Here is a 14,075-nt window from a genome sequence, read left to right on the forward strand (position 1 = left end):
ATTTCTTTCCGCACTCAGTGTTATTCCCAGTAATATTTATATTACTATAAAGGTATGTTAAACAAACTTAGTTGGTTTATTTGGTCAAAGGTATTGCATGAAAACAAGGCATTTTCTTCAAGGGGTTATTGCAATTATTTATCTATGCTGGGGAGGAGTAACCTTTGCTGCTACCCAAAAAGAACCACTCACACTAACAGAAGCAGAACATTTAGCTCTTGACACCTCCCCTGAATTAAAACGTTTCGAAGCAAATAGCCAAGCGTTACAACAGCAAGCCGTCGCCGATGGCCAATTATCCGATCCACAATTACTGGCAGGTACGATTAATGTCCCTACCGATACCTTCAGTTTTACCCAAGACATGATGACCATGGTAGAGGTCGGTTTGCAACAGCAATTTCCACGGGGTCGCTCTTTAAAGATGAAATCCCAACAAACACAAGCGTTAGCGAAAGTAGAGCTTAAAAAAGCCTTTGATCAAGTCATCACCTTGTTACGTAACGTACGAGAAACTTGGTTAGATCTGTATTATTGGACGAAAGCCTTGCAGGTTCTTCACGCCAATCGGTTGTTATATAAGGATTTACTGAAGGTCACGCAATCTCAATACAGTAACGGTAAAATTAATCAATCCGATGTGATTCAAGTGGAATTGGAATTATCCCGCCTCAATGATCAGGAAATTCAAATTCAACAACAACTGGCTGTATTACGCGCGCAACTCGCTCGATGGATTGGAGTTAAGGAAGTTAATCGCTCATTGGTGCTTTCTATGCCCCGATGGCCTAGACCACCACCATTGAACCAGCTACAAGCTCGATTACCCAAACATCCTTTGTTACAAGCCGATGCGGCCAATGTGAAAGCATCCTGTTACGAGGTTGCCTACGCTAAAGAACAATATAAACCAGGTTGGTTATTGGGCGTGAGTTATGGTTTTAGACAGGGAAGAATGCCAGATGGGATGATGCCTCGGTCGGATATGGTAACGGCTCAAGTGACCATGGATTTACCTGTTTTTACCGCCAATCGCCAAGATAGGCGATTAAGCGCCAGTTTCAATCGACTCAATGCGAGCCACTTTGAAAGACAAACACATTATCGAGATTTGCTTCAGGTACTCAGTGCGCAATATGCGACGTGGCAGCGTCTTTCAGAACGTGAAACCATCTATGAAAAGCAATTGCTTCCTGAAGCAAAACAAAATGCCAAAGCGGCTTTATTGGCTTATCAAAATGCAACCACTGAATTAACCACCGTGCTACGCGCCTACAGCAGTCAATTAACCATTCAACTGGAACAAGTACAGATACAAGTTGAGCGCCTGAAATCCCGTGCAACACTACTGTATTTAGAAGGAGTTGCTCTATGAACAAGAAATTACTACTCATAATCGTAATCTCCATTATTTTGGGAGTGTTCCTGGGACGTTGGACAACTAACATCATTACTGGAAAAGCTTCACAAGAGGCAACCAACAAAAAACCACTCTATTGGATTGATCCCATGGAGCCAATGATTCATTACCCAGGACCCGGAAAATCGCGCATGGGCATGGAACTTGTTCCGGTCTATCCAGACGACAACCAAGAAAAAGGTGAAAAAACAACAGTTCAAATCTCACCCTCTGTAGTCAATAATCTTGGTGTACGAACAGTTCCAGTGATACAAACAACATTAGCAAGACATATAGACACAGTGGGGTTTGTAGAGCCTAATGAAAATCAAATCAGTCATATTCATACTTATGCTGATGGCTGGGTGAAAAATCTGGTGGTCAAGGCAGTAGGTGATTCTGTTAAAAAAGGCCAATTGCTGTTGCAATATTACTCACCCCAATTAGTAACTGCCCAAGAAGAATATCTAATTGCCTTGGAAGGTAATAATCAATCCTTAATTACAGCGTCTTATAAACGACTACAAGCATTACACATTTCCGAACAACAAATTCAAGACATCAAAAAAGGTCATCAATCGAATCAATTAGTAGCTGTTTATGCTCCACAAGATGGCATTGTTGCCGCTCTTAATATTCGAGAAGGTATGCGAGTTACGCCGGATGTGGAAATAATGAGTTTAGTTGATCTTGCCAACGTTTGGATGATTGCCCAAATTTTTGAAGAACAAGCCAATTGGGTCAAGATAGGTGACCAAGCCGAAGCACGAATCTCAGCGTTCCCACAAAAACAATGGAAAGGTAGGGTAGAATATATTTACCCTCGATTAGAGCCCATGACTCGCACCGTCAAAGTAAGATTTCGTTTTGATAATCCCGATAATCAATTAAAACCTAATATGTATGCCAGCATTTCTATCCTGGTCAATCCGAAATCCAATGTGCTGAGTATTCCTCTTGAGGCTTTGATTCGAAGTCCACAAGGTGATCGAGTGATCGTGGCCTTAGGTAAGGGACGTTTTCAAGTCCGCCAAGTCAAAGCAGGTATGGAATCGGGTGATCGAGTCGAAATTCTTTCGGGCCTTAAGGTAGGAGAAAACGTCGTTGTTTCCGGACAATTTCTGCTTGATTCCGAGTCGAATTTAAAAGCGGGTTTGGAGCGCTTGGAAACACCTGAAGAAAATGAAAAAAGGATACAATCAACGAACCCCAAAGGACAAAAACCATGATTGCAAGCATCATTCGTTGGTCAATTAACAACCGATTTCTAGTGATACTCGTCACTGTAATGATGATAGTAGGAGGCCTCTACACCATCAATAACACCGTTGTTGATGCCATTCCCGATTTATCGGATGTCCAAGTGATTATTAAAACAGAATTTCCCGGACAAGCACCACAAGTGGTTGAAGATCAGGTGACTTATCCCTTAACCACCGCCATGTTAGCAGTACCCGGAGCTGTTACAGTAAGAGGTGAATCAGGTTTTGGGGTGTCTTATGTGTATATCATTTTTAAAGATGGCGTTGATCTGTATTGGGCACGTTCACGGGTTCTGGAATATTTAAGCCAAATTGCCAATCAATTACCACCTGGAGCACAAGTAGCTTTAGGACCTGATGCAACAGGTGTTGGATGGGTCTATGAATACGCGCTTGTTGATCGCACAGGCCAACATGATTTAGCTCAACTCACCAGTTTACAAAACTGGGTTCTCAAATTTGAATTACAAAAAGTACCTGGTGTTGCTGAAGTAGCCACTGCAGGTGGCATGGTGAAACAATATCAAATTACTTTAGATCCCAACCGATTACGCGCCTACGGTTTGACTCTCGACCAGGTCAAGCAAGCGGTGCAGAGAGGTAATCGTGAAGCAGGAGGCGCCACCATTGAAATGGGCGAAGCAGAATACATGATAAGAGCCAAAGGCTATTTGCAATCCATTCGGGACATTGAGCAAATTCCAGTGGGTTTAGGTAAAAATGGCATACCCATTTTGCTAAAAGAAATCGCTCATATACAACTAGGTCCACAAATACGACGCGGTATGACCGAATTAAATGGCGAAGGGGAAGTAGTGGGTGGCATTATTGTCATGCGCTCAGGCCAAAATGCCATGCAAACCATTGCCGGTGTCAGAGCAAAACTCAATCAATTGCAAGCAAGTCTTCCTAAAGGCGTGGAAATCATTACTACCTATGATCGCTCAAGTTTAATCCAACGAGCGATTAATACTTTAAGGGATAAATTAATTGAAGAATTTATTGTTGTTTCCCTAATTTGTGTGGTTTTTTTATTCCATTTTCGCTCTTCATTAATCATTGTGATTAGCTTACCTATTGCTATTTTACTCGCATTGATAGTCATGCATGTGCAAGGGATTAATGCCAATATTATGTCCTTAGGGGGTATTGCTATTGCCATTGGTGCCATGGTAGATGCGGCCATTGTCATGATTGAAAATGCCCACAAGCACCTAGAGCATAATGCCATTACTTCAGAAAATCGCTGGCCAATGATGCAACAAGCAGCTCTTGAAGTGGGGCCACCTTTATTTTTCTCTTTACTTATCATTACGGTGAGCTTCTTACCTGTCTTTACCTTACAAGCTCAAGAAGGACGGTTGTTTGCACCGCTTGCATATACCAAAACCTATGCGATGGCAGCTGCTGCAGCACTTTCAATTACCTTAGTACCTGTATTAATGGGTTATCTTATCCGTGGCAAAATAAAGGCGGAGCAAGAAAATCCAATCAATCGTGCCTTAATGGCTGTTTACCGACCGATTCTACAAGCGAGTTTGAAAACACCCAAAACAACACTGACAATCGCAGCCTTCATCATGCTTATTGGATTTTGGCCTGTCTCTTATCTTGGTGGTGAATTTATGCCAGAACTGGATGAGGGGGACTTACTCTACATGCCAACCACTTTTCCAGGCATTTCGGCAGGCAAAGCACAGCAACTTTTACAACAAACGGATAAATTGATTGCAAGTATCCCTGAGATTAAAACGGTATTTGGTAAGATTGGGCGTGCTGAAACAGCAACGGACCCAGCTCCCTTATCGATGATAGAGACCACCATCCAGTTCAAACCTAAAAATGAATGGCGTCCTGGCATGACTATGAATAAATTGCGTGATGAACTGGAGTCACGTCTCAAATTGCCAGGGCTTTCCAACGCGTGGGTGATGCCCATTAAAACCCGCATTGACATGTTAGCCACTGGGATTAAAACGCCTGTAGGGATTAAAGTTGCAGGACCTGATTTAAAAACCATTCAATCTATTGGTCAACAAATTGAAACCGTGTTGAAGAAAGTACCGGGCACAACGTCTGTTTTTGCTGAACGAGTAGCCAGCAGCCGTTATGTGACAGTAGATATCAACCGCGTGAAAGCCGCGCGTTATGGGTTAAATATTGAAGACATTCAGCAAATTATTGAAACAGCCGTGGGTGGAATGAATGTGACACAAACGATTGAAGGAAGGGAACGTTATCCGGTTAACTTGCGTTACCCGAGGGAGATTCGCGATTCATTAGAAAACTTACGCTCACTGCCCATTGTCACTCCAACAGGAGCCACCATTCCTTTAAGTGAAGTGGCTAATGTTACGATTACCGAAGGACCTGATATGATTCGCAGTGAGAACGCCAGACTCAATGGCTGGGTTTATGTGGATATTGCAGGACGCGATTTAGGTTCTTATGTGAAAGAAGCTCAGAATATTATTAGGCAACAGGTAAAATTACCCGCTGGTTATTCGTTGGCATGGTCCGGGCAATATGAATATCTAGAGCGTGCCAAAGAACGCTTGTCTCTGGTTGTTCCTTTTACAATAGCCATTATTGCCTTCCTGCTGTATCTCAATTTTCGTCGCTTTGCTGAGGTCATCATCATTTTAGCCACCTTGCCTTTGGCACTCGTTGGTGGCATTTGGCTATTGTATTTATTGGGTTATCACCTATCAGTTGCCGTGGGCGTTGGCTTTATTGCTTTGGCGGGAGTTGCTGCTGAAACAGGGGTCATCATGCTCGTGTTTCTTAATCAGGCCATGGAAAAACAACGGCAAAAAGCGGAGCAAGAACAGCGCACACTCACACGCCATAATGTGTACGACGCTGTCATCGAAGGGGCACTCCTGCGCCTACGGCCCAAAATCATGACAGTGACTGCCATTATTGGAGGTTTATTGCCGATTATGCTATTAAGCGGCACGGGCTCTGAAGTGATGCGACGTATTGCTGCACCGATGGTTGGCGGGATGATAAGTGCCACCATCCTCACTCTGATTGTCATTCCGGTGATTTATCTTTTGTGGCAACGAAAAAAATACTAATAAAAAATTTGAGTTAGGTAATAAAAGAAAAAACTTAACGTTGAAGGAAGTTTGATGGCAATTTCCATAATAAATAGTGGTAGATTCTCGATTAAAAAATTTATCCCGAGTTATATAGAATGATATGTAACCCAATCAAATGTTTCTATTAGTATTACTATTTGACAGGTGATACAAAAGTGTTACACTTATATTAGGCACCAATTTAGGAGCAATATCATGCCTACTAAAAATCCAAGAATAAATATTACTTTTGAGGAATCAACAGCAGGGTTACTTGCCTACCTTGCAGAACTAGAACATAAATCGATTTCAGGCTTGGCTAAAGAACTTATCATGGAGGCATTGGAAAGACGTGAAGATAAAGTATTGTCTGCCATTGCTGAATTTCGTGATCATGCTACAGTAAAAAGAGTGAAGCATGATGACGCCTGGAAGTAAACTGTATCAAATTGAATATATAGAAGATGTTGTTAAAAACGACATGCCTAGTTTGTCAACTTCAGCCAAAAAGCTCATAAAAAAAGCCATCGAAGAGCGTTTGATGGCTGATCCTATCGGTTTCGGTAAGCCACTGCGATATAGCCTTAAAGGACATAGACGTTTGCGAGTTAGTGATTATAGGATTGTTTACCGCATCGAAGCAGAAACAAATACCGTCGTTATTATTGCAATAAAACATCGAAAAGAAGTTTATGATGATTTTTAGAACATTTCTATCCAGACAAGTATCAGACTTATACACCGGCTCCATCACAGTACCAGCTAGAGTGATAAGATAGATAACCTGAGATTCTCCCCTACCTCACTATTACTTCAAAGCAGGCTACGCAACAAAAATCAACCTGTCCTAGTATTTCTATTAACCCTAAATCAAGGTTGTTAACACCATTTATCGCACCATTCGACTCGTTAACTATACAAAAAGCACAGTACTTGACTTCAATTAGCTAGCATAATATTGTAATGTCGGAATGTTAAAAATCATTCCATCTCATGTCATTTAAAAGGAGCTAAAATGAATAAGTCAGATCTCATAAGGATAATTGTTACAAAAAAAATGAAAAATACTAAAGGGCGTAATCTTTGTTGTTGGTAATACCAGTATTATAAAAAGATACCATTCACCTCTGACTTACCAAAACAGCGAATATACTTAATGCCCAGCGCCGCCATGACCACCATACCCACCCGCGCTATGACCTCCATAGCCATCAGACTCTTGTGAACTCTGTTTCACCGCTCCATCACAAGAGCTCAAAAAGGAAGTCGCAAAAACCAGCCCAATGAACACCATAATGATCCTGATTACTTTAAAAAATGACATGAAATACTCCTTCTCTATTAAGACTTTTCCAACTTATTTTTTATAAGTCTTTGCCAACTTATATTGTGCTAAATCCTTCGCAATCAAATCACTGACATCAATCGCATTGGTGACATGACGAATGGTGTTACACGTAATGATTTGCACCCCTTCTATTCCTGATAATAGGGAATAAGAGTCTTGTGCAAACAATGCATGCACCCCAATACAAACAACGGACTTAACTCCTGCTTGGTGTAAATGCTTCACCGTCTCTACCATGGTTCTCGCGGTAGAGATAATGTCATCCACCAATATGGGGGTTGACGATTCAAGCTTAAGTAGATTGGGTACTGAAATAGCCACCTCTTTATCACCATGACGAACTTTTTCCAAAATGACATAAGGAAAAGAACCTTTTTCTGCAATGTCTGCCACCCACTGTTCGCTTTCCACATCAGGGCCAATAATCATGGGCTTCGGAACATGCTGTTTAATCCATGCGGCAATATAGGTTGTGGCATGTAAAACAAAGGTAGGAATCGAGTAAATTTCATCTAAAGAGTGATAGCGATGCAAGTGCGGATCAATCGTCATGAGCCAATCGAATGAAGTGGATAAAATGTCTGCAAAATAGCGTGATGTAATTCCTTCGCCTTCATGAAAACGTTTATCTTGCCGTAAGTAGGAAAGATAAGGGGCAATTAAGCCGATTTTTTGAGCACCCAATTCTTTAGCTGTTTTGGCAAAAAACAACAAAGGCAGTATTTTTTCATCCGGCTGGTTTAAACTGTCCACTACAATAAGGCTGCGATTTTTAACCTCTGAATCAATTTTTAAGTACCACTCTCTATCAGGGAAACGATGAAAAGTGACCCTACCCACCTCCACTTGAAGTGTCCTTTGTAATTGTCCGGCAATTTCTGAAGAATCAAATAATGAACATAACAGAGGCTTCAAGAATTTTCTCCTAAAATAATGATGTCTTGTTTATCGCGAAGTAAATCACAAGCGTAATTGAGCTCCCCTGAGGACTCCGAATGAATTGTAAACAAAGGTTCGCCTTGTTCAACGGATTCGCCGACATGGGCATGGAGGTCAATACCCGCCGATTTCGATTTTGGCGCACCAGCAAGCTTAGCTATTTTTGCAAGCTTTCGATTGTCAATGAGGGAGACTTTTCCTTCCTTTGCAGCCACAACAGGATGAGTAAAACGTGCCTTGGTCAATTCCCTCATCCCACCCTGGGCCTCACAAATGGCCTGAAATTTTTTAAACGCTTTCCCACTCTCCAATATTTGTTTCGCAATGGATTTCCCTAAACCCGGTTGAACTTTCGAAGAACACTCTAATGCAGCACCTGCAAGCGTCAACGCTCGTTCACGCAAATCATTGGGGGCATCAGGCAACCCTTGTAATACTGACATTACATCGCGAGCTTCTAACGACGGGCCAATGCCATGTCCTACCGGCTGCGACCCATCGGTCAATATCGTATGGACAACCAATCCTAACTCGTTACCTACCTCCTCAAGCGATTGTTTCAGAAGGAGCGCCATAGACTGATTCCTGACTTTGGCAGTAGGTCCTACGGGGATATCAATGACTGCATGCGTAGCACCTGTTGCAATTTTTTTAGAAAGAATGGAAGCCACTAATTGCCCTTCACTATCTAAATCAATGGCTCGTTCCACACGGATGAGCACGTCATCAGCAGGACTTAAACTCACAGCCCCACCCCATACGATACAGCCGTTTTCTTGTTCAACCACTTGGCGCATCTTTTGGGGACTTAAGTGGACTGGAGCTAAAGTCTCCATGGTATCCGCAGTCCCCGCGGGTGATGTAATGGCACGTGATGATGTTTTTGGAATCATCAATCCAAAAGCGGCCACAATGGGAACTACAATCAGAGTTGTGCGATTTCCCGGCAATCCTCCCACGCAATGTTTATCGACGACCAGAGGTGAAGACCAGGATAAGCGATCACCACTGTCTATCATGGCTTTGGTGAGTTTCATGATTTCCGTACGGGTTAGACGTCCTGCACTACTTGCCGCTAAAAAAGCGGAGATTTGTACATCAGAAAGACGACCGCTTAACACATCATCAATGATGACCTTCATTTGTTCATAAGACAGTTCTTTGCCATAAATCTTGGTATGCACATAGCTTAAGGATTCCAAGGGTTTTGGATGGGAGACCTGAATTTCATCGCCTTCTTTGGCATGTAAAGACTCCCAGGCGTAATCCGACAAACCAGCCTCACCAGGCTGAAGTAGCTCTGAGGTCACCACATTAAGAGTGGCTATAATAGAGCGCTGACCTAAAGTCACTTGGATACGGGTCTGTACTTCGAATCCTTCCGAATGACAAACATGACAATCCTCGCGCATGTAAATAATAGCTTCGTGATAGGTTTTAATCCCTAAATGTTTTAACCGAAGCCCATGAGAGGTTTGCTTACTCACCACAATTCCTCCGTTTGCAGATAAGAAGGAATGGTGCAAGAAAAACCTAATTGCTTCTCAATCTTCTGTTTTAGCGATTGGGCGCTGTGAGGCTCCCCATGGGTGATAAAAACCTTTTTAGGCGGATTAGTCAAATGAGTTAGCCATTCTAACAATTCCGGGTAGTCGGCATGAGCCGATGTACTGCTCATGACTACGACCTTAGCTTGTATCGGAATAAAACTCCCGTGAATTTTGACTTGCTTCTCCCCATTCACAATTCGAGCACCACGAGTGCCACCCGCCTGAAAGCCAGTAAAAAGTAGGGTATTTTTAGGATTAGGCGCAAAGGCTTTTAAATGATGCAGAATGCGGCCGCCTTGCGCCATGCCGCTGGCCGCTATGATGATTTGCGGCATGTGATGACGGTCAATCTCCTTGGACTCCTCAGGTGTGTTCACATAGGTGGCAACATGGCATAGTCCACGACATTGTTCTGCAGTTAAATGGTGGTCTTCTTTATAAGTGCAGAGTAAATGAGTGGCATCAATGGCCATGGGGCTGTCTAAAAAGACAGGAAGGTCTTTGGTAATTTGCCCTTGTCGTTTCAGTTCATAAATAAAATAAAGAAGACTTTGCGCACGCCCTACTGCAAACGCAGGAATAACGACTGAGCCCCCTCGTTTAACGGTTTGATTAATCACCTGAGCCATTTGAGGCAAAGGATCTGTGGCATCATGCAATCGGTCACCATAGGTGGACTCCATCACCAGATAATCCGTTTCTTGAATGAAGGCAGGGGCTTTCATAACGGGATCATAAGGACGGCCAATGTCTCCAGTAAATACAATGGAACCTTTTTGGGTTTTTATTTTGACCATGGCCGCACCCACAATGTGACCAGCACGATGATACACAAAACTGAAATCATGGAATAATTGATGCGGGGTATCAAAATCAATGGTTTCAAAATACTGCAATGCAGTATGAGCTTCTTTTTCAGTATAAAGAGGAAGAGCAGGTTGGTGTTTGGAGAATCCATACTTATTGGCCAAGCGGGCTTCTTCTTCCTGCAGATGACCACTGTCGGGTAACAAAATGGAACACAGTGCTTTGGTACCCGGTGTTGCATAAATTTTGCCTTGGAATCCATTTTTGACGAGCAAGGGAAGATAACCCGTATGGTCAATATGCGCATGAGTGATAATCACCGCATCGATATCATGGGGGTCAATAGGTAAAGGAGCCCAGTTGCGTAATCGTAATTCTTTATAGCCTTGAAAAAGACCGCAATCAATCAGGATTTTTTTAGAACCGACGGTCAAAAGATATTTAGAACCAGTAACCGTCTCAGTTGCTCCTAAAAAAGTTAATTTCATCTTGCCTCCGTTAAGTCTGCTGTTTTTTTCAAATCCATTTGGCCCCGCCACATCACATAAACCACAGGAATCACAATTAAGGTCAGCAGTAGCGCTGAAAAAACCCCACCGACCATAGGAGCGGCAAGACGCTTCATCACATCAGCCCCAATGCCTGTAGCCCACATGACCGGTAATAGGCCAATGATGTTAGCAAGACCCGCCATGGCCATGGGACGAATGCGGGAGACCGCACATTGTTGCACCAGCTGAATTAAATCGGGCAATGTTTTGAGCAACCCTTTTTCCTTTTGTTCATTGTAATCGGAATCAAGGTAAGCAAGCATCACGGCACTGGTTTCAGCAGCAACTCCTGCAAGCGCAATCATCCCGACCCAAACGGCAATACTCATGTTGTACCCTAATACATAAAGCAGCAAAAAGCCGCCAAATAAAGCGAAGGGAACGCCCAACATCACCATCAAAGTCTCGGTAATGGTGCGGAAGGTAAAGTAAAATAAAACAAAAATAATAGCTAAGGTCAGTGGCACAAAAATTTTAAGTCGCTCATAAACCCGTTGCATGAACTCATATTGTCCCGACCAGGCCAATGTATAACCTGGAGGCAATTTCACTTTGACTTTGACTGCTTGCTTTAGCTCCTCCACATAGCCGCCAATGTCTCGGCCGCTGATGTCAATGAAGACATAACCCGCCAACATGCCATTCTCATCGCGAACCATGGCAGGTCCTGAACGAAAAGTTAGCGTCACCAATTGCGCGATGGGTACCTCCGCACCACTGGGTGTTTTGACTAAAATACGATTGAGCTTGTCGGGGTCATCGCGCAATTCTCGCAAATAACGCACATTCACTGGGTAGCGCTCACGCCCCTCGATCGTGGTGGCAATGTTTTCACCACCCACGGCCGATTCAATGATGCGATTAACGTCCATAATGGTTAAACCATAGCGAGCCAACTGGTCCCGATTAATTTGAAAATCAAGGAAGTAGCCTCCAGCCACCCGCTCGGCATAAACCGTACTGGTGCCCTTTACTTCTTTGGCCACCATTTCAATTTCTTTGCCAATGGCTTCAATTTTTTTAATGTCGGGGCCAAAAATTTTTATTCCTACAGCAGTCCGAATTCCTGTGGTGAGCATGTCATTACGCGCTTTAATGGGCATGGTCCAAGCATTACTCACACCTGGGAATTGCAACGCTTCATCCATCTCTTTCACCAGGCTTTCATAAGTCACTCCTTTGCGCCAAAATTCTTTAGGCTTTAACTCCACAATCACCTCCATCATATTAAATGGAGAAGGGTCGGTAGACGTTTCGGCTCTTCCCGTCTTGCCAAAAACGTGTGCCACCTCTGGAAATGCTTTTAATTTCTTATCCATTTCTTGAAGCAAAGCCGTCGCTTGCGTCACCGAAATACCCGGTAAAGTAACCGGCATATACAAAATCGTCCCTTCATAAAGAGGGGGCATGAATTCAGAGCCAATGAGTTTATAAAGAGGAATGGTGGCCATAGCCAATACAATGGCAATTCCCATTACGAACTTGCGATACCTCAAAGCAAGCTTCAACACGGGCGCGTACATGGTTTGCATCAAGCGAGTAATCGGATGTTTTTGTTCAGGGATAATTCGACCACGCACCAAAAGAGGCAATAGGACAGGAATTAAGGTGATGGCAAGTAAAGCACTCATGAAAATGGCCAAATTCTTAGTATAAGCCAAGGGCGAAAACAGCCGCCCTTCTTGAGCTTCCAAGGTAAAAACGGGCATGAAGGAGATGGCAATGACCAAAAGGGATGAAAAAATGGCAGGCCCCACCTCTTTCGCCGAATCGATTAACACCTGGGTGCGATCACCTGGGCTTCCTTTTGCTTCCCAATCCGCTAAGCGTTTATGGGCATTATCGACCATGATGATGGCCGCATCGACCATATCGCCAATGGCGACAATAATGCCTCCGATGGACATGATATTCAGTCCGACATGTAAGAAATAAATGGGGATAAACGAAATCAAAATCGCCAGCGGCAAAGTAATAATAGGAATCAATGCCGAGCGAAAATGCCCTAAAAACACAATAATGAGTAACCCAACCACCACCAGTTCTTCAATCAAGTTCCAATTGGCCGTGGAAATCGCTTCCCGGATTAAATGACTTCGGTCATACACAGGAACCATTTTTATCCCTTCCGGGATTGCCGAAGCTAATTCTTTCAATTTATCCTTGATGCGACCAATCACTTGCAGCACGTCTTCACCAAAGCGCATGATGACAATGCCACCCACGGCTTCGCCTTGGCCATTTAAATCGACCACCCCGCGGCGCATGTCCGAGCCAAGCTGAACAGTCGCTACATCACGTAATAAAATCGGTGTGCCATTGGCATTGGTGCCCACGGCAATTTTTTCAATATCCTCAGTAGACTTTATGTATCCGCGACCACGAATCATGTACTCCACGCCCGAAAACTCAATGACTCGACCACCGGTGTCGTTATTACTCATGCGAATTTTTTCAACAATCTCAGGAACCGATAGGTTGTAGGCAAGGACTTTGACTGGATCCAAATTGACTTGGTATTGCTTGACAAAACCTCCCACACTGGCTACTTCAGACACCCCAGGAACCGCTCTTAACCAATAGCGCAAATACCAATCTTGAAACGTACGTAACTCAGCCAGATTGTGTTTGCCGTTTTCATCCACCAAAGCGTATTGATAAATCCAACCCACCGGTGTCGCATCAGGTCCTAATTGTGGGGTGACCCCTTCGGGTAATTTTCCGGCCAGTTGGCTCATGTACTCCAAGACACGAGAACGCGCCCAATAAATGTCAGTTCCGTCCTCAAAAATGATGTACACATAAGAAAAACCAAAATCAGAAAATCCTCGCACAGCAACAACCTTTGGTGCGGATAAGAGGGCTGTTACAATGGGATAAGTGACTTGATCTTCCATCAGATCGGGCGAGCGCCCCATCCAGGTCGTATACACAATGACCTGAGTATCTGAAATGTCAGGCAATGCGTCCATACGGGTATTTTTCAAGGCAATGTAACCCATGAAAGAAAACCCAAGCACAAAAAGCAACACAATAAAACGATTGCGTGCACAAAATTCAATAATCCGTTCGACCATAAAATCCCTTTATTCTAAGGCCAAATTACGCCTCTTTATTAGAGCTTCTTTCCCATTAT

10 protein-coding genes are annotated in these 14,075 nt (G+C 43.4%); 5 read left to right on the top strand and 5 right to left on the bottom strand.

The window, feature by feature from the left end:
- Positions 1-97 precede the first annotated feature (97 nt).
- The 5 genes from A8O27_RS14685 to A8O27_RS14705 all read left to right on the top strand — a co-directional run bounded on the left by A8O27_RS14685 (position 98) and on the right by A8O27_RS14705 (position 6,450).
- Complete coding sequence (locus A8O27_RS14685; protein ID WP_058460941.1) at positions 98-1,375, top strand: TolC family protein; 1,278 nt, start codon at positions 98-100, stop codon at positions 1,373-1,375.
- Positions 1,372-2,628 carry an efflux RND transporter periplasmic adaptor subunit gene (locus A8O27_RS14690; RefSeq protein WP_058460940.1) on the top strand — a complete coding sequence of 419 codons (1,257 nt, stop codon included), beginning with the start codon at positions 1,372-1,374 and terminating at the stop codon, positions 2,626-2,628. The genes A8O27_RS14685 and A8O27_RS14690 overlap by 4 nt, the downstream gene beginning before the upstream one ends.
- Positions 2,625-5,741 (top strand): efflux RND transporter permease subunit, encoded by a 3,117-nt coding sequence (locus A8O27_RS14695; protein WP_058460939.1) that lies wholly within the window; start codon positions 2,625-2,627, stop codon positions 5,739-5,741. Before A8O27_RS14690 ends, A8O27_RS14695 begins: the two co-directional genes overlap by 4 nt.
- A gap of 219 nt (positions 5,742-5,960) precedes the next feature.
- Positions 5,961-6,182, top strand: a complete 222-nt coding sequence (locus A8O27_RS14700; RefSeq protein WP_011946127.1) for a hypothetical protein — start codon at positions 5,961-5,963, stop codon at positions 6,180-6,182.
- Positions 6,163-6,450 carry a type II toxin-antitoxin system RelE family toxin gene (locus tag A8O27_RS14705; RefSeq protein ID WP_011946126.1) on the top strand — a complete coding sequence of 96 codons (288 nt, stop codon included), beginning with the start codon at positions 6,163-6,165 and terminating at the stop codon, positions 6,448-6,450. Before A8O27_RS14700 ends, A8O27_RS14705 begins: the two co-directional genes overlap by 20 nt.
- A 447-nt stretch (positions 6,451-6,897) precedes the next feature.
- Here the strand turns inward: A8O27_RS14705 and A8O27_RS19080 are convergent, their stop codons facing one another.
- Genes A8O27_RS19080 through A8O27_RS14725 form a run of 5 tightly spaced genes read right to left on the bottom strand, consistent with a single transcriptional unit; the run spans position 6,898 to position 14,016 of the window.
- Positions 6,898-7,068 (bottom strand): hypothetical protein, encoded by a 171-nt coding sequence (locus A8O27_RS19080; protein ID WP_165483281.1) that lies wholly within the window; start codon positions 7,066-7,068, stop codon positions 6,898-6,900.
- Positions 7,069-7,101: 33 nt separating this feature from the next.
- Complete coding sequence (locus A8O27_RS14710; protein WP_058460938.1) at positions 7,102-8,007, bottom strand: ribose-phosphate pyrophosphokinase; 906 nt, start codon at positions 8,005-8,007, stop codon at positions 7,102-7,104.
- Positions 8,004-9,518 carry a thymidine phosphorylase family protein gene (locus A8O27_RS14715; RefSeq protein WP_058460937.1) on the bottom strand — a complete coding sequence of 505 codons (1,515 nt, stop codon included), beginning with the start codon at positions 9,516-9,518 and terminating at the stop codon, positions 8,004-8,006. The genes A8O27_RS14710 and A8O27_RS14715 overlap by 4 nt, the downstream gene beginning before the upstream one ends.
- Positions 9,515-10,876 carry an MBL fold metallo-hydrolase RNA specificity domain-containing protein gene (locus A8O27_RS14720; RefSeq protein WP_014843650.1) on the bottom strand — a complete coding sequence of 454 codons (1,362 nt, stop codon included), beginning with the start codon at positions 10,874-10,876 and terminating at the stop codon, positions 9,515-9,517. The genes A8O27_RS14715 and A8O27_RS14720 overlap by 4 nt, the downstream gene beginning before the upstream one ends.
- Complete coding sequence (locus A8O27_RS14725) at positions 10,873-14,016, bottom strand: efflux RND transporter permease subunit (protein ID WP_058460936.1); 3,144 nt, start codon at positions 14,014-14,016, stop codon at positions 10,873-10,875. Before A8O27_RS14725 ends, A8O27_RS14720 begins: the two co-directional genes overlap by 4 nt.
- Positions 14,017-14,075: the final 59 nt, after the last annotated feature.

The sequence above is a fragment of the Legionella bozemanae genome, assembly GCF_001648595.1.
Classification (GTDB): domain Bacteria; phylum Pseudomonadota; class Gammaproteobacteria; order Legionellales; family Legionellaceae; genus Legionella; species Legionella bozemanae.